Annotated in this window: 14 protein-coding genes and 3 tRNA genes; 4 read left to right on the forward strand and 13 right to left on the reverse strand. The window is 51.1% G+C overall.

From position 1 onward, the window contains the following. Positions 1-65 precede the first annotated feature (65 nt). From PJE062_RS03245 to PJE062_RS03260, 4 genes are all read right to left on the reverse strand, one after another. Positions 66-142 (reverse strand) — tRNA-Pro (locus PJE062_RS03245). 22 nt (positions 143-164) lie between these two features. Then, positions 165-241: transfer RNA gene (locus PJE062_RS03250), tRNA-Pro, on the reverse strand. Positions 242-261: 20 nt separating this feature from the next. Then, positions 262-338, reverse strand: a tRNA-Pro gene (locus PJE062_RS03255). A gap of 390 nt (positions 339-728) precedes the next feature. Further along, positions 729-1,478 carry a tetratricopeptide repeat protein gene (locus PJE062_RS03260; RefSeq protein WP_008546711.1) on the reverse strand — a complete coding sequence of 250 codons (750 nt, stop codon included), beginning with the start codon at positions 1,476-1,478 and terminating at the stop codon, positions 729-731. Between the two features lie 740 nt (positions 1,479-2,218). Here PJE062_RS03260 and parE point away from each other — a divergent pair. The 3 genes from parE (at position 2,219) to PJE062_RS03275 (ending at position 7,122) form a co-directional block, all read left to right on the forward strand. Further along, entirely contained in the window at positions 2,219-4,315 is a 2,097-nt protein-coding gene (gene parE / locus PJE062_RS03265) for a DNA topoisomerase IV subunit B (RefSeq protein ID WP_008546578.1), read from the forward strand. A 207-nt stretch (positions 4,316-4,522) separates the two neighbouring features. Beyond that, positions 4,523-5,953, forward strand: a complete 1,431-nt coding sequence (locus PJE062_RS03270) for a DEAD/DEAH box helicase (RefSeq protein WP_008547180.1) — start codon at positions 4,523-4,525, stop codon at positions 5,951-5,953. Positions 5,954-6,063: 110 nt separating this feature from the next. Beyond that, on the forward strand, positions 6,064-7,122 hold the full coding sequence (locus PJE062_RS03275) for a GGDEF domain-containing protein (RefSeq protein WP_008547239.1): 1,059 nt from the start codon (positions 6,064-6,066) through the stop codon (positions 7,120-7,122). 15 nt (positions 7,123-7,137) lie between these two features. Here the strand turns inward: PJE062_RS03275 and PJE062_RS03280 are convergent, their stop codons facing one another. From PJE062_RS03280 to PJE062_RS03320, 9 genes are all read right to left on the reverse strand, one after another. Continuing rightward, complete coding sequence (locus tag PJE062_RS03280; RefSeq protein ID WP_256377895.1) at positions 7,138-7,548, reverse strand: TfoX/Sxy family protein; 411 nt, start codon at positions 7,546-7,548, stop codon at positions 7,138-7,140. A gap of 115 nt (positions 7,549-7,663) precedes the next feature. Continuing rightward, on the reverse strand, positions 7,664-8,323 hold the full coding sequence (gene tenA / locus PJE062_RS03285; protein ID WP_008546838.1) for a thiaminase II: 660 nt from the start codon (positions 8,321-8,323) through the stop codon (positions 7,664-7,666). A 42-nt stretch (positions 8,324-8,365) separates the two neighbouring features. Beyond that, positions 8,366-8,743: an iron-sulfur cluster assembly accessory protein gene (locus PJE062_RS03290; protein WP_008546742.1), complete on the reverse strand. Its 378-nt coding sequence runs from the start codon at positions 8,741-8,743 to the stop codon at positions 8,366-8,368. A 65-nt stretch (positions 8,744-8,808) separates the two neighbouring features. Further along, entirely contained in the window at positions 8,809-9,204 is a 396-nt protein-coding gene (locus PJE062_RS03295) for an SUF system Fe-S cluster assembly protein (RefSeq protein WP_008546804.1), read from the reverse strand. Positions 9,205-9,209: 5 nt separating this feature from the next. After that, positions 9,210-10,457 (reverse strand): cysteine desulfurase, encoded by a 1,248-nt coding sequence (locus PJE062_RS03300; protein WP_008546968.1) that lies wholly within the window; start codon positions 10,455-10,457, stop codon positions 9,210-9,212. Continuing rightward, complete coding sequence (gene sufD / locus PJE062_RS03305) at positions 10,454-11,740, reverse strand: Fe-S cluster assembly protein SufD (RefSeq protein ID WP_008546535.1); 1,287 nt, start codon at positions 11,738-11,740, stop codon at positions 10,454-10,456. The genes PJE062_RS03300 and sufD overlap by 4 nt, the downstream gene beginning before the upstream one ends. Before the next feature lie 15 nt (positions 11,741-11,755). Continuing rightward, positions 11,756-12,508 (reverse strand): Fe-S cluster assembly ATPase SufC, encoded by a 753-nt coding sequence (gene sufC, locus PJE062_RS03310; RefSeq protein WP_008547274.1) that lies wholly within the window; start codon positions 12,506-12,508, stop codon positions 11,756-11,758. Positions 12,509-12,571: 63 nt separating this feature from the next. Next, positions 12,572-14,044 (reverse strand): Fe-S cluster assembly protein SufB, encoded by a 1,473-nt coding sequence (sufB, locus tag PJE062_RS03315; protein ID WP_008546371.1) that lies wholly within the window; start codon positions 14,042-14,044, stop codon positions 12,572-12,574. A 143-nt stretch (positions 14,045-14,187) separates the two neighbouring features. Next, positions 14,188-15,354 carry a cysteine desulfurase family protein gene (locus tag PJE062_RS03320; RefSeq protein ID WP_008546605.1) on the reverse strand — a complete coding sequence of 389 codons (1,167 nt, stop codon included), beginning with the start codon at positions 15,352-15,354 and terminating at the stop codon, positions 14,188-14,190. A gap of 328 nt (positions 15,355-15,682) precedes the next feature. On the opposite strand from PJE062_RS03320, the gene PJE062_RS03325 reads away from it, so the two are divergent. Continuing rightward, positions 15,683-16,342 (forward strand): alpha/beta hydrolase, encoded by a 660-nt coding sequence (locus PJE062_RS03325; RefSeq protein WP_008547038.1) that lies wholly within the window; start codon positions 15,683-15,685, stop codon positions 16,340-16,342. Positions 16,343-16,370: the final 28 nt, after the last annotated feature.

Genomic DNA, 16,370 nt, shown 5'->3' on the forward strand with positions numbered 1-16,370 from the left:
AACACAAAAAACACGGAAGTGATCCGTGCCGTTTCAGTCTTAAATTTTAAGAGAGAAAGAGAAGATGGTCGGAGCAGCAGGATTCGAACCTGCGACCCTCTGGTCCCAAACCAGATGCGCTACCAGGCTGCGCTATGCTCCGAACTAATCTTCGGGTCGATAGATGGTCGGAGCAGCAGGATTCGAACCTGCGACCCTCTGGTCCCAAACCAGATGCGCTACCAGGCTGCGCTATGCTCCGATCTATCTCGGGTTGATGAATGGTCGGAGCAGCAGGATTCGAACCTGCGACCCTCTGGTCCCAAACCAGATGCGCTACCAGGCTGCGCTATGCTCCGTTACTCATCAACGTGACGCCCCGTGGCGTCTTGTTGAGGCAGGTATATAGGCAGAGTTTTAAAGCTTGGCAATAGCGTTTTGTAGTTTTTCCCAAATCATGCGTGAAAAATGAGAAATCAGCTTCCAGCTGTTGAAAAGGCTGAAATTTCAGGGGCTTAAACAATATGCGTGAAGACTGTGAAAATTTTAGCTTTTCTGCGGGGTTCAGGCAAAAAAAGAGGGTGAGCCAAAAGACTCACCCCAAGTACATTCCAGAGACCCGCATCGGGGTCTACAATCGCCAAACAGAGGTCAATAACAAAACTTGAATATTGAACTCATGATTTAAATCGCAGAAATAACCTGAGTGGTCAAGTCATATTTAGAAGAAAATACAGGAAGGACGTGGATTAGTTGCTGGAAGCAACCACGTGACCGCGTTTTGCGAGCCATTCATCAGCCCATTCAGCGGATTTGCGGCGCTCTTTTTCAGAGGCCAGAGAAAATGCTTTCTCGTGCAGCGTGACGATCCAGGTGTCATTGGCACCGCCGACAATCTGCCTGCGCGCCAAAGTCATCCACTTCAGACCGGTTATGCGTGCTGTGGTGAGCTCTTCTGTAAAATAAAGAAGTTCGCCGAATTTAGCCTGTGCGCCCACATGTCCTTTTACCGCAGCCAGTTTGAGCCAACGCGCCGCGAGACGGCGGTCATGATCGGGAAGTTTGTCATCCAGATACATAAGGCCGAGATTGTACTGTGCGTCTGCATCACCGAAGTAAGACGCGGCGTAGGTGAAGACCTCACGTGCCTTATAGGTGTTCTGCTTGACTGGGGTATCGCCAATGCCTGTCAGGAAGTAGCGGCCCAGTTCAACGAGTGCGCTTGCCACAAATGGAGCGGAACGCGCGTTGGGACCATCGGAAGAGTACTCGCGCACGACCTGAGAAAAGTACTGGAATGCCTGAAGATCATCTTCTGGCACACCATCTCCCTGCGCGTACATTCTGCCGAGTTTCCAGGCGGCCATGGCCTGCCCGTTTTCAGCAGCGTAACGAAGCGGAGAAAGTGCCTTGTCTTTTTCACCGGAATAATAAGCGCGGGCCCCTTCCTTCAGAGCCTGCTGAGGTGTGACGTTTGCCATCTGGTTGACGGCGGCCATAGCATCGGCACTCTTATTTGAATCGAGTGCGTAAACATTTCCAACTGTAGCGAACGTGAGAACCGAGACACAGCTCAAGCTTGTTATAAGACGCGTAAACGCAGCGCGGTGCGTCACCATTCCATCTTTAAACAATGCTTTTTTCAAAGTGCCTCACTTGACCGCTGTCGAATGATCAACGGTTCTGACTTCTCATGTTTTCATGCCGTCGTTGTAGGTTCAGGCTATGAAAGGAAAAAATGTCAATTTTGTTTCCAAAGGCGACATATCTTCAAATTGTCACAAATGATCTTACAAATGCCTAGCTTTCAATCTGATTGACAAAAAACCTACACAGTTCGACCACCTCTCAAACATGGACAAGGCAAACTATCCAATTTGCCTTTACCGAACCAGTGTCAGTTTCGACCATTCGGGTCAGCGTAATTTCATGTTGCAAGCTCGCAACAATCTACAGCACATGACGCTACTGCATTGTGTATGCGCGGTGTAAAGTTTTGACCACAGGCCATAGGGTAATCAGAAATGCCATTTGTATTTTCGCCGCGAATGGCGCATATGGCTGTCAGATGCCCGCTAAAGGTGGGGCTCGGCACAATCAGGTAAGCGAAAAAGCGTATATCTGGCGCTTACCCACAAGGAACAAGAGTAGAACTCCGGCAGATCTTTGCCCTTTTCTCTCAGTCCTGCAAAACTGCCGTTTGATTCGAGACTACTGAGCGCAAGACCAAAGAGGTACGATGAGCACGCCTGATGATCTGTTTGCAGATGTTACCAAAAGCATGGATGAGCTGACATCCTCTTCTGGCAGCACTGAGAAGAAACAAGCACCAGCAGCAAGCGCACCGTCCTCCCCTGCCCAATCTTCCAGCGCAGGCCGGACTCCTCCTCCTGCGGCTGCGGGTGATGCAGAATATACTGCTGCCGACATTGAGGTGCTTGAAGGGCTGGAGCCAGTCCGTCGCCGTCCGGGTATGTATATTGGCGGTACGGATGAAAAAGCGCTGCACCATCTGTTTGCTGAAGTGATTGACAACTCCATGGATGAGGCCGTTGCCGGCCACGCCAGCTGGATTGATGTCTCCTTAAGTGAAGATGGCTATCTGACCATTACAGATAACGGTCGCGGCATCCCGATTGATCCGCATCCTAAATATAAAGACAAATCCGCGCTGGAAGTCATTATGACGACCCTGCACGCTGGTGGTAAGTTTGACAGTAAAGTCTACGAGACCTCCGGTGGTTTGCACGGCGTGGGTATTTCCGTAGTGAACGCGCTCTCTGAAGAGTTGGTGGTTGAGGTTGCCCGTAACCGGAAACTTTATCGCCAGACATTCCGCCGCGGCCTTGCTGATGGCGGTCTGGAGCTGGTTGGTGATGTTCACAACCGCCGCGGCACCATGGTGCGCTTTAAGCCGGATGCAGAGATCTTTGGCAAAACACTGAAGTTCAAACCTGCTCGTCTTATGAAGATGGCCCGTTCCAAAGCATATCTGTTTGGCGGTGTTGAGATTCGCTGGCGCTGTGCCAAGTCTCTGGCAGATGAAGCCAATGGTGTTCCTGAAAGCGCAACCTTCCATTTCCCAGGTGGTCTGAAGGATTATCTGGAAGAAGCGTTGGGCAAAGAGCGCCGCGTGACTGATGAGGTCTTTGCTGGCCGCACGCAGGCAACTGGCAGGCATGGCGCTGTTGAGTGGGCTGTTGCGTGGTTCGCAGGCGATGGGTTCGTCAACTCTTACTGTAACACCGTTCCAACACCGGAAGGTGGCACACACGAGACCGGTCTTCGTTATGCCCTGCTCCGCGGCCTGAAAGCTTATGGTGAGCTGATCGGCAATAAGAAAGCCTCCATTATCACTGGCGATGACGTTCTGACGTCAGCGGCTGGTATGCTTTCTGTGTTTGTGCGTGAACCTGAGTTTGTTGGTCAGACCAAGGACAAACTGGCGACGAATGAAGCGACGCGTATTGCAGAAAATGCCGTTCGTGATGCTTTTGATCACTGGCTGACAGCTTCTCCAAACCAGGCCAACAAGCTGCTGGAATGGGTTATTGATCGTGCGGAAGAGCGCCTGAAGCGTCGTCAGGAAAAAGACGTTGCCCGTAAGACTGCGGTTCGCCGTCTGCGTTTGCCGGGTAAGCTGGCGGATTGTTCTACCAGCAAGTCTGATGGCACTGAACTGTTCATCGTGGAGGGTGACTCAGCGGGTGGCTCTGCAAAGCAGGCTCGTAACCGCTCAACGCAGGCTGTTCTGCCACTGCGTGGTAAAATCCTGAACGTTGCCAACGCTGGTCGTGACAAGCTCGTGGCTAACCAGCTGCTTTCTGATCTTATTCAAGCATTGGGTTGTGGCACGCGTTCCAACTACGATGACAAAGATCTACGTTATGAACGCATCGTGATCATGACCGATGCGGACGTAGATGGTGCGCACATTGCGGCGCTGCTGATTACCTTCTTCTATAAAGAGATGCCTGATCTGATCAACAATGGGCACCTTTATCTGGCTGTTCCTCCGCTGTATCGCATCAGTCAGGGAGGCAAGACTCTGTATGCCCGTGATGATGAGCATCGCGAGCAGCTGCTGAAGACCTCCTTCAAGAAGAACGGCAAGATTGAAATCGGTCGCTTTAAGGGTCTGGGTGAGATGCTGCCTGCGCAGCTGAAAGAGACCACCATGGACCCGAAACGCCGCACCCTTTTGAAGGTGGTTGTTGGCGAAGATGAAGTGATTGAGACCCGCAGCGCTGTTGAGCAGCTGATGGGCAACAAACCTGAGGCTCGTTTCAACTTCATTCAGGAGCGCGCGGAGTTCGCGACTGATCTGGATATTTAAAAGAGCCTTAATTCTGAATAGTTGCTGAGTTTTACGTAGGTTAGAACTCAGCAACCTTGGCATAACTTGAAGGAATATATCGGTTATGCCGCAGAATTTATTGACAACGCTGCTTAGAAATGTAGTGTTCCGCCAAACTGGTTGGAGAAACCTGTAAATCATACGGATTCCAGCTTCTCTCCTTAATTATCGTAAAGAACATGCCATATGTCGTTTTCCACTCTCGGACTTAGTGAGAAAGTTCTCGCCGCTGTTGAAGCCTCTGGTTACACAGAGCCGACTGCCATTCAGGCAGGCGCCATCCCTTACGTTTTAGAACGCAGAGATGTCCTCGGCATTGCTCAAACCGGAACCGGGAAAACGGCAAGCTTTACTTTGCCGATGATTACTCTTCTGGAAAAAGGCCGTGCGCGCGCCCGGATGCCAAGAACTCTTATTCTTGAGCCAACCCGCGAGCTTGCTGCGCAGGTGGAAGACAATTTCAACCGTTATGGTGTCAATCACAAGCTGAACGTGGCTCTGCTGATCGGCGGAGTTTCCTTCGCTGAGCAGGATCGCAAGCTAGAGCGTGGCGCAGATGTTCTGATCGCGACACCAGGCCGCCTGCTGGATCACTTCGAGCGTGGCAAACTGTTGCTGCAGGGCGTTGATATCCTCGTGATTGATGAAGCCGACCGCATGTTGGACATGGGCTTCATTCCAGACATCGAGCGCATCTGTAAGCTTATCCCATTCACACGTCAGACCCTGTTCTTCTCTGCAACAATGCCGAGCGAAATTCAACGTTTGACCGATACATTCTTGCAGAATCCTGCCAAGGTTGAAGTCGCGAAGGCTTCCACTACGGCTGAAACGGTAACACAGCGTATTGCTGCAGCTGAGCCAGAAGATTATGAGAAGCGCGCGAAGCTGCGCGAACTGATCGAAGGCGCTGAAGATCTTCAGAACGCGATTGTGTTCTGTAACCGCAAGCGCGATGTAGCCACCCTCTTCCGCTCGCTTGTTCGTCACGAGTTTTCCGTTGGCGCCTTGCACGGCGATATGGACCAGCGCTCCCGTATGACCATGCTGGACAACTTCAAAAAAGGTAACATCAAGATCCTTGTTGCCAGTGATGTTGCAGCACGCGGTCTGGATATTCCGAGCGTAAGTCACGTATTCAACTTCGATCTTCCGATTCAGGCCGAAGATTACGTCCACCGGATTGGCCGGACAGGACGCGCAGGCCGTGACGGCACCGCAATCTCCATTGTGACGGGTAAGGACGAGAAAGCATTGCAAGCGATCAACGAGACCATTGGCAAGGAACTGGAATGGGTTGGCGAACCAGTCGACTTCTCAGCGCCTGTCGAAGAAAAGAAATCTCGCCGCCGCTCTACCCGTGGCCAGAAAGATAAAAATCGCTCACGTAAGTCCAAAGCAGAAGCGCAGGAGGCTCCAGTTCAGGAAGCTGATTCTGTTCCAGCTGGTTTGGAAGAGCAACCTATGGTTCCAATGCACACCGAACGCCGTGCTCCAGCACGTGCACGAGGTGGTCGCCGCGCTAACCAACCTAAGGATGAAGCGATTTTCCGTAATGCAAGCCACATTCCGGCGTTCCTGCTGCGGGAAACTCGTTCCAAAGTTCAAAGCCGATAGCCCATTTTCCTGAGGTTAACCACTGGTTAGGTATATCCCATTAAATAAGCTAATGTTAAATTAGCTTATTAACTATGGGGTAGCCCTATCCGTGACGCGGTGATGCAATCATGAGTCAAGAAGACGAGTTCAAGCGTACTATTGTTTATGCAGACAGTGCGCTCGATTACATCAAAACGAATAAGCTTCCAGCGTTTCCACGCAACTATGAGCTGTGGTATTCTTACGCATCCGGATTTAACCGGGCTCTCAACCGGACCATAAATAAGATTCTTGCCCGTGATGGCAAAATCTCTCCTGAAGAAACTCAGAAGATCTACAACCGTTTTTTGTCGCCAAACCGTCTGGGTGAGCGCATTGACGAAGTTGGCGACAAGATCTCAGAGGAAGTCCGGGAACTGATTTCTGCTCTTGATAAAGGCACGTTGAAGACCACCGAATACGGTGAAGAGCTTGCCCGCACTTTGAGCGCTCTGGAGAACGTGAGTGATCGTTCCCAGCTTTCCAAACTTGTGATCCATCTTGCCAAGCTGACCACTGAAACTGCTGAAAGCAATCAGGAGCTTCGCGAACAGCTGGTTGATTCTCGTCGCCAGATTGGCGTTCTGCAAGAAGGTTTGGAAGCGATCCGTTATGAGTCGCTCACCGATGAGCTGACCACGCTGAACAACCGCAAGCACTTCGATCAAAGTCTGGTGCGCGCGGTGAAGGAAGCGGAAGAGAGCCATGCGCCCCTCTCCTTGCTGATTTCAGATATCGACCATTTCAAGCAGTTCAATGACAACTACGGCCACCAGACTGGTGACCAAGTTCTTCGCCTTGTTGCGTTGGCTGTGAAGCAGAACGTGAAGAACAATGACATCGCATGTCGTTACGGCGGTGAAGAGTTTGGCATCATTCTGCCACGCACCACCATTGAAGATGCGAAAGTGATTGCGGAGAAGATCCGTAAGAACGTTGTTGCAAAGGAACTGGTGAAGCGCTCCACGGGTGAGAACCTTGGCCGTATCACGATTTCTATCGGCATCTCCACTTTCCGTCCGGGTGACAGTGCGGAGAGCATGGTTTCTCGTGCTGACCTTGCGCTTTATGCAGCGAAGAAAGCTGGTCGCAATCTGGTGAAAGCTGAGGAAGAGAAGAAAATCCCCAGCGTGACACAAGTTGCTTGATTTAAGCGACTGACTTTAAAAGAAGAACGGGTTCGGGACGGCAGATCGTATGGTTGCCGTCTTTTTTTGTCGGCTGTCCAATGTGATGGATGCCTTAGCCGTTTTCTCGGCCTGTTCCAGTTGCCGGATTGCCTTTGCGATCCACTTAGTCAGCTGATCCTCATCCTCAATAACATCCAGCGGAACTGAATAGAAGTTTGTCGGGAAATACTCGCCAAAACACTGATGGATGTAAGGCAACTGACCCGTCAGAAGGAAGTCTGCGACGTTGCCGGAACCTGCCTTGAGGTACAAAGACTTCTCACGCACAAGCGCGAACATTTTGCCGTTTGCATAGTATCCGTGACCACCAAACATAGGGCGGCAGCGGATATTCTTTAGAAATAACGGGCGTTTATCAGATAGAAAAAATGCGGACAAAGACATAAGCTATCACCAAAAGAAATAAATATACCGAAAGCTTGCAATATTCAGTCAAACACCGACAAGAATATTGCCTACTTCATCCACTCACAGAAATGTGATGTGATCTTTTGAATGATTATAGCTCGAGGCCCATTTGCCAGAAATTGGCCTCAAGTCTAGTGGCCTCTCTAAATATTCTAGACAATTTGGCGTAGCGGGCGTCTGTGGCGTAGAGTTCACCGAGATCATCGATCTCTTTCACAGCATCCGCTGCGAGTTCCTGATACTCATCGCTGGAGTACTCTTTGATCCACTCCGCATACGGATTGCTTGGATCAAGTGCACCATCCTGCTTTGCCAGTTCCGCGCCGATTTCGCCATATCCAATTGCACAGGGCGCAAGTGCGACTTTCAGGTCGAGCATATCGCCTTTCATCGCAGTGTCGAGAACATATCGGGTGTAGGCCAGATTGGCTGGCTCTTCCGGCGTTGCCACGATTTCAGCTTCAGAAAGACCCCAACTTTCGCAAAGGCGGATGTGAAGACCCATCTCTACTTCCAGAATGCCTTTAGCGGAGGAAAGGCACTTTCTCATCTGCGTCAAATCAGTGGACTTGTACATGCCAAGCGCATAGGCGCGGGCAAACTCGATGAGGAAAAGATAGTCTTGAACCAGATACTTTTTGAAGGCCTCAATCGGCAGCGTGCCGTCGCCAAGGCCCTGGACAAACTCATGTTTTGTGTAGGAATGCCACGTCTCGAGATTATCGTTTTTCAATGAATTAAAAAGAGACATGGCACCCCACCTATTGCCATAGTTGCTCTTAAAGGAGCACTATTAATTTTTCTGAGCGAACTTTGAAAGATCAGCCGCCTGCAACTCTACGGATTCACCGCAGCCGCAAGCAGAAACTTCATTTGGATTTTTGAAGGTAAAGCCAGAGCGGAACTTGGTGGTTTCAAAACCCATTTCCGTTCCAAGCAGGTATAGTGTTGCAGCTGGATCAACAAAGACCTTCACGCCTTTGTCTTCCACCACATCGTCACCAGACTTTGCTTCTGTTACCAGATCCAGTTCGTATTCCATACCAGCACAGCCACCGGACTTGATGGAAACGCGCAATCCGAGTGGATCAGCGTCACTTGCTTCAAGCAGTGTGCGGATGTGCTCAGCTGCTTCCTCTGTCAGCTGTAATACCTGAAATCCTGAGGCCATTTTGCACCCTCCATGGGCACCTCAACACAGTCGAGGTGCCATACATTGTAAGCGCTGTTCGAACCTTAGAAGAAGTTCAATGCGACGCGAGCTTCGTCAGACATGCGGCTTGGATCCCATGGAGGATCAAAGGTCATGTCTACCTGCACAGCACCAACGCCAGGCACTGAACTTACTGCGTTTTCTACCCAGATCGGCATTTCGCCAGCAACCGGGCAGCCTGGAGCGGTCAAGGTCATGTCGATTTTGACCGTGCGATCGTCCTCGATATCAACCTTGTAGATCAAACCGAGTTCGTAGATATCGACCGGGATTTCCGGATCGAAAACGGTCTTCATCGCAGCAATGATATCACCGGTCAAACGTTCCAGTTCTTCTGCAGGAATCGCAGAACTCTGGTTGATTTCCGGAGTTGTCAAAGGTCCGTCAGAGAACTCGCTTGTTTGTGTGTTGTCTGTCATAGGTCCTAACCAAACATCATCTGCGCTTTACGCAAGGCTTCTACCAGAAGGTCGACTTCTGCATGGGTGTTGTACAGGCCAAAACTCGCACGGCATGTACTGGTCACACCATAGCGAGCCAGCAGCGGCTGCGCGCAATGCGTACCTGCCCGAACTGCAACGCCTGCTCTGTCAATCACCATTGAGATATCGTGGGCATGCACCCCTTCAATCTCGAAGGAGAAGATGGATCCCTTATCCTTGGCATTACCAAAGATCTTGAGGGAATTGACTTCCTTTAAGCGCTGCTCTGCATAATCACGTAGGGACGCTTCATGCAATGCGATATTTTCGCGCCCCAGACTATCCATATAGTCAAGAGCGGCCCCTAATCCAATAGCTTGGACGATTGGCGGGGTACCAGCTTCGAAGCGATGCGGTGCTTCGGCATAGGTGATGAGACACTCAGTCACGTCCTTGATCATCTCACCACCACCCTGGAACGGGCGCATCTGGTTGAGAAGTTCTTTCTTGCCGTAGAGCACGCCGATGCCGCTTGGACCATACAGCTTATGCCCGGTGACCGCATAGAAGTCACAGCCGATATCCTGAACGTCTACAGGCATATGAACTGCAGCCTGTGAGCCGTCGATCAGGACTTTTGCACCACGTTCGTGCGCAAGACGTGTCACTTCCTTCACAGGAACAACTGTTCCGGTGACGTTGGACATTTGGGTGATTGCAACGATTTTGGTGCGATCCGTCAGGAGCTTTTCAAACTCCTCAATCAGGAACGTACCGTCTTCCGCAATCGGTGCCCATTTGATGACCGCGCCTTTGCGTTCCCGCAGGAAGTTCCAAGGAACGATGTTGGAATGGTGCTCCAGAATGGAGATGATGATTTCATCGCCTTCCTGAATGTCTTCTTCCAGACCGTAGGACACAAGGTTGATTGCTTCCGTGGTTGACTTGGTGAAGATCACTTCGTCCACGCTTGGAGCATTCAAGAAGCGGCGCACGACCTCGCGTGCCGCCTCAAAGTTCTCAGTGGCTGTGTTCGACAGATAGTGTAAGCCACGGTGCACATTGGCGTATTCCTGGCTGTAGGCTTTGGTGATTGCGTCAATCACCGCAGTCGGTTTCTGGGCCGAAGCGCCATTATCCAGGTACACCAACGGCTTGCCATAGACCTGCGTCGAGAGGATCGGAAAATCTTTCCGAACCTTCTCTACGTCGTATGGAGCTGTGAAAGCCGTGTTGTCGACCTTGGTCATTCGCTCACCATCTCGTCGGCGTGGAGCCACTTGCGTGTCATTGCTTCCAGCAATTCTACAGAGCGTTCCTCTTCAAATTCCTCAATAGCTTCAGAGAGGAATGCGAGAACGAGGATTTTACGCGCCTGTGCTTCCGGAATACCGCGAGCCATGAGGTAGAACAGCAGGTCTTCATCAATGTCGCCGGTGGTAGAACCGTGGGCACACTGAACGTCGTCTGCGAAGATTTCCAGCTCAGGTTTGGCATTGATTTCAGCAGTATCGCTCAAAAGAAGAGACTTGATCATCATCTGACCGTCTGTCTTCTGGGCGCCTGGCTCCACAATGATCTTGCCTTGGAAGACTGCGCGGGCTTTGTCATCTACGACGGCGCGGTAGTATTCGCGGCTTTCACATTCTGGCACTGCATGGTTCACAAACAGTGTAATATCAGCATGTTGGCTGTCTTTGAGCAGACATGTACCGCGCAGGCCTGCGTGGGTGCCCTCGCCTTTGAACTCCAGGAAGAGCTGTGCACGGGACAGCGCTGAGCCTTCATTGTAGATGAAGTGCTGGAAATTGGTTTCCGCACCCAGCTCAATGCTAAGCGTCTCGATGTGCTGCGCTTTTTCGCTTTCCACCTGCAATTTCAGCCAGTGAATGTTGGCTTTATCGCCCACTTTCACTTCGGTCAGAGCATTGGACTGGTAAGCGGCTTCTGCGTCACCTTCGAAGCTTTCGATGATGAGCGCTTTTGCGCCAGAACCGATTTCGACAGAGGTGCCTGCATAGGAGCTGACTTCCGTGCCGTCGGTGTAACGCACGATCTCAATTGGCGTCTCAATGGTTGCATCTGCATCAATCTTGATGGTGATGCCGCCCTGAACGAGAGCCTGATTGAGGTGCGCCATGGCATCGTCTGTGCCAAGCTGAGCGGCCAGGAAGCCGTCTGCTTCTGTCACAGTCAGACCTGCAAGTGCCTGATTTGAAGACAGTTCCGGCACATAGCGACCGTTGACGATCGCGATGCGGTAGGTCTCCAGACCACCACCAGCACCCTTCAAAGCGTCAGCCTTTGGCGACGTCTTGGATGCCAATGCAAACGCATCAGTCATCTTGGTGCGCAGGTCAGTGTAGTGCCACTCTTCAACGCGGCGGTGCGGGATGCCTTTTGCTTTGAAAGCGTCCCACGCCTGTTTGCGTTGGTTTGCGTTATCTTGCGTTGTTTGCGCGAGAGTTGCGTCGAACTGAGCGTTCAGGCTCTGCTCTGCTTTTGTCTCTTGAATTTTTGCCGGAGCATTCATCGGTTACCCTCCAGCTCAAGCAGCTTCTTCGTCGACGTAGTCAGCGTAGCCGTTTTTCTCCAGCTCAAGAGCAAGCTCTTTGCCGCCGGTCTTTACGATCTTACCTTTGGACAGAATGTGCACGACGTCTGGTACAATGTGATCGAGCAGACGCTGATAGTGAGTGATCACGATCATGGAGCGCTCTGGGGAACGAAGCTGGTTGACGCCTTCGGAAACAATGCGCAGTGCATCGATGTCCAGACCTGAATCTGTTTCATCCAAAACGCAGAGTGTTGGCTCCAGCAGAGACATCTGCAGGATTTCAGCGCGCTTCTTTTCACCGCCGGAGAAACCAACGTTAAGCGGACGCTTCAGCATGTCAGGTGTGACTTTGAGCTCTTTGGACTTTTCGCGTACGAGCTTCATGAAGTCCGGGGTGGAGATTTCGTCTTCACCACGTGCTTTGCGCTGTGCGTTCAAAGCCGTCTTCAGGAAGGTCATGGTCGCAACACCCGGAATTTCGATCGGGTACTGGAATGCCAGGAACATGCCAGCTGCTGCGCGCTCATCAGCGCCAAGCTCAGACCAGTCCACACCGTTGTAGGTGATGGAACCCTCGGTGATCTCGTAGTCTTCTTTACCTGCCAGAACATAAGACAGGGTGGACTTACCAGAACCGTTTGGTCCCATGATTGCGTGGACTTCGCCCGGGCGAACAGTCAGGTCAATGCCGCGAAGGATTTTGTTGCCATCAACTTCGGCGTGCAGGTTTTTAATCTCAAGCATCTATCGTTCTCGTCTTTTCAATTCTTCAATAGGTACGAGGCAAACGCGGGATCTATCCGCGTTTTAGCCCACACTTCCTTCAAGGCTGATGGAAATCAGTTTTTGAGCTTCAACTGCAAATTCCATTGGCAGTTGCTGGATTACGTCCCGGACGAAACCATTCACGATCAGCGCGACAGCTTCTTCTTCATCAAGACCACGGGCCTGACAGTAGAACATCTGATCGTCGGAGATCTTGGAGGTTGTCGCCTCGTGCTCGAACACCGCTGAGGAGTTCTTGCTTTCGATGTATGGGACGGTGTGGGCACCGCACTTATCGCCAATGAGAAGCGAGTCACACTGGGTGAAGTTACGTGCGTTAGATGCCTTGCGATGCGCGGAAACCTGCCCGCGATAGGTGTTTTGAGAAACACCTGCTGAGATACCCTTGGAGATAATCCGGCTGGCCGTGTTCTTGCCCAGGTGGATCATCTTGGTACCGCTGTCGATCTGCTGGTGACCATTGGAGATCGCAATGGAGTAGAACTCACCCTGTGAGTTATCACCGCGCAGAATGCAGCTTGGGTATTTCCAAGTGATAGCAGAACCAGTTTCAACCTGTGTCCAAGAGATCTTGGAGTTCTTTTCGCGGCAATCGCCACGCTTGGTCACGAAGTTGTAAATACCACCTTTGCCTTCAGAGTCGCCTGGATACCAGTTCTGAACGGTGGAGTATTTGATTTCTGCATCTTCGAGCGCAACGAGCTCAACAACAGCTGCGTGAAGCTGGTTTTCATCGCGCTGAGGAGCTGTACAGCCTTCCAGATAAGAGACGTAAGAGCCTTTATCTGCAATGATGAGTGTACGCTCGAACTGACCGGTGTTCTTCTCATTGATACGGAAGTACGTGGACAGTTCCATCGGGCAGCGAACGCCTGGTGGTACGTACACGAACGAGCCGTCAGAGAAGACTGCGGAGTTCAGAGTTGCGTAGAAGTTGTCGGAGACCGGCACGACTGAGCCAAGATACTTCTGCACCAGTTCCGGATGCTCACGAACCGCTTCGGAGATCGGGCAGAAAATCACGCCAGCTTTGGCAAGCTCTTCCTTAAAGGTGGTTGCAACGGACACACTGTCGAACACGGCGTCAACTGCGACACGGTTTTCAGGTGCGACACCGGCGAGGATTTCCTGTTCGGACAGCGGAATACCTAGCTTCTTGTAGGTTTCCAGCAGTTCAGGATCCACTTCATCAAGGGACTTGGGCCCTTCAGTGTTCTTTGGTGCTGCGTAATAGTGAAGGTCTTCGAAGTCGATCTTCGGATATTCAACACGCGCCCATGTTGGCTCTTCCATCGTTTTCCAACGACGAAACGCCTCCAGACGCCAGTTTAGCATCCATTCCGGTTCTTCTTTTTTGGCTGAGATGAACGCAATGATATCTTCGTTGAGCCCTTTGGGAGCAAGCTCACTTTCGATATCCGTTACAAAGCCATATTTATACTGATCAACGTCAATTGCTTTGACCTGATCAATTGTTTCCTGGACTGCCGCCATGCTTTGTCTCCATACGCGGTTCAAAGCCGCATTGGGTACACCTTATTGGACCCTTTTGCCCTATCTAACAGATGCGCTGTCGCAACACAGTGCATCCTTATTTATACGAGGGTTTTGTCCTCGTTTATTTTTATATTTGGCGCTCACCCCTTCTGTGTGGGCTTCATTCGTTTATAAATTTTCGTCCAAGCGCCTAAAAAGCGCTCGACGTCGTCTTCGGTCGTTGCCCAACCCAGGCTTACCCGGATTGCGCCCCGCGCCAGTGATTCCGGCACCCCCATCGCAAGAAGCACATGGGATGCGCCTACTTTGCCGGAAGAACAAGCTGATCCAGATGAAACTGCCACACCAAACAAATCAAAGTTGATGAGCGCGGTTTCAGCTGAAATCCCTTCAACTGCGAAACACGTCGTGTTGCCAAGACGCGCGACATCTTTACCAAAGATGATCGCATCAGGAGAGATTTGTTTCACTCTCTCCTCCATATGGTTTCGCAGGCGCAAAATTCTAGCATGTTCATCAGGATCAGTTGATTGCGCTGCCGCAACTGCAAATCCTGCAATCCCTGCTGTGTTCTCTGTGCCTGCTCTTCTCCACGACTCTTGTCCGCCACCGGTGAGCAGCGGGATTGGTCTGAAGTCACCCTTACCTAAGATAAGAGCGCCTACCCCTTGCGGACCTCCGATTTTATGGGAGGAGATCGACATGGAGTTACAGCCAATCATGGCCATGGAAATTGGTTCCTTACCCGCCATCTGGACTGCATCCACATGGAAGATGTGACCTTTATCTTCAACCAGTACGCCTATTTCCTGCAGCGGCTGCAAAACACCGGTTTCGCTGTTTGCGGCCATCACAGAAATAAGAACTGTTTCATCTTCACCCAGAGCATCCAACATATTGGAAAGTTCGCCGACGATGACACGGCCTTCTTCGTCAACCGGTATGCTCTGTACGTTCTGAGCTGCAAATCGGCCACCTGCGATCACGGAGGGATGCTCGATTGCGCTCACAAAAACCTGGGTCAGAATATAGGGCTCGCCATTTTTCAACCAAGTGGGCGATAATGCCGTTACATTCGCCTCAGAAGCACCACTTGTAAAAACAATGTTTGCCGGATTGCCATCTACCAGATCTGCAATTTTGTGCCTTGCATCTTCGATGATCGCCCGGGCGCGCCGACCGCTGCTGTGAATAGAGGACGCATTGCCAGCGGCTTTATATGCTTCCTGAAGAGCTAAAAGAGATTCTTCCCTCAACGGAGCGCTGGCGTTATAGTCTAAATATGTCAGTTCGCGGTTCGTTGTCATAGTTTAACACAGAAAATGGGGTTCTTTAGTGCCCTAATTGGGTCTCTATGGAAATGGAAACCTTGATATTTTCCACGGTGCTTACGATAAGGGTTAGTGAGTTCCCTTTGAATTCGTTGAGGTCTATAACGTGAGTGCGCCGAGTTGGATATACCTTTCTCCAATAGAGGTCGATTTTCAGTGTAGTCCTTGAGATTCACCGTAGAATAATTCTAAACTGGTTCTAATAAACTTGCCCTTCGCAGTCAAGTTTAATCGACATTGATCCAGTGTACCAAAAAATCGGCGGTCATTTGCTGCCGACCAAAACAAAAGGATTTTGCAGTATATGCCTGAGGTGATCTTCAATGGCCCTGCAGGGCGGCTAGAAGGCCGTTTCCATCCAGCTAAAAAACGCAATGCTCCAATCGCATTGGTGCTTCATCTGCATCCGCAGTTCGGCGGGACGATGAACAACCAGATCATCTATCAGATGTATTATATGTTTGCGAAACGTGGCTTTGCGGTTCTGCGCTTCAACTTCCGCGGTGTCGGTCGTTCACAAGGCCAGTTCGATCATGGACAGGGCGAGTTGTCTGATGCAGCAGCAGCGCTGGACTGGGTACAGACTGTTCATCCGGATGCACGTGCGTGCTGGATTGCAGGCTTCTCGTTTGGTGCGTGGATTGGTATGCAGCTTCTGATGCGTCGTCCGGAAGTGGAGGGCTTCATTTCCGTTGCTCCACCAGCAAACCTGCATGACTTCTCCTTCCTTGCACCTTGCCCGTCTTCCGGCCTCATTATTCATGGTGAGCAGGATAAGGTTGTTCCGCAGAAAGACGTTCAGGCTCTGGTCGACAAGCTGAAGACCCAGAAGGGTATCATCATCGATCACCAGGAAATGCCTGGCGCGAACCACTTCTTCGAGAACCATGTTGATGGTCTGATTGATAACTGTGCCGGTTATCTCGATCGTCGTCTCGGTTTAATCGGTGAAGACGCGATGTAACCAGCGCAGATTTTCCGAATAAAAAAAG

This window comes from Pseudovibrio sp. JE062 (assembly GCF_000156235.1).
Classification (GTDB): domain Bacteria; phylum Pseudomonadota; class Alphaproteobacteria; order Rhizobiales; family Stappiaceae; genus Pseudovibrio.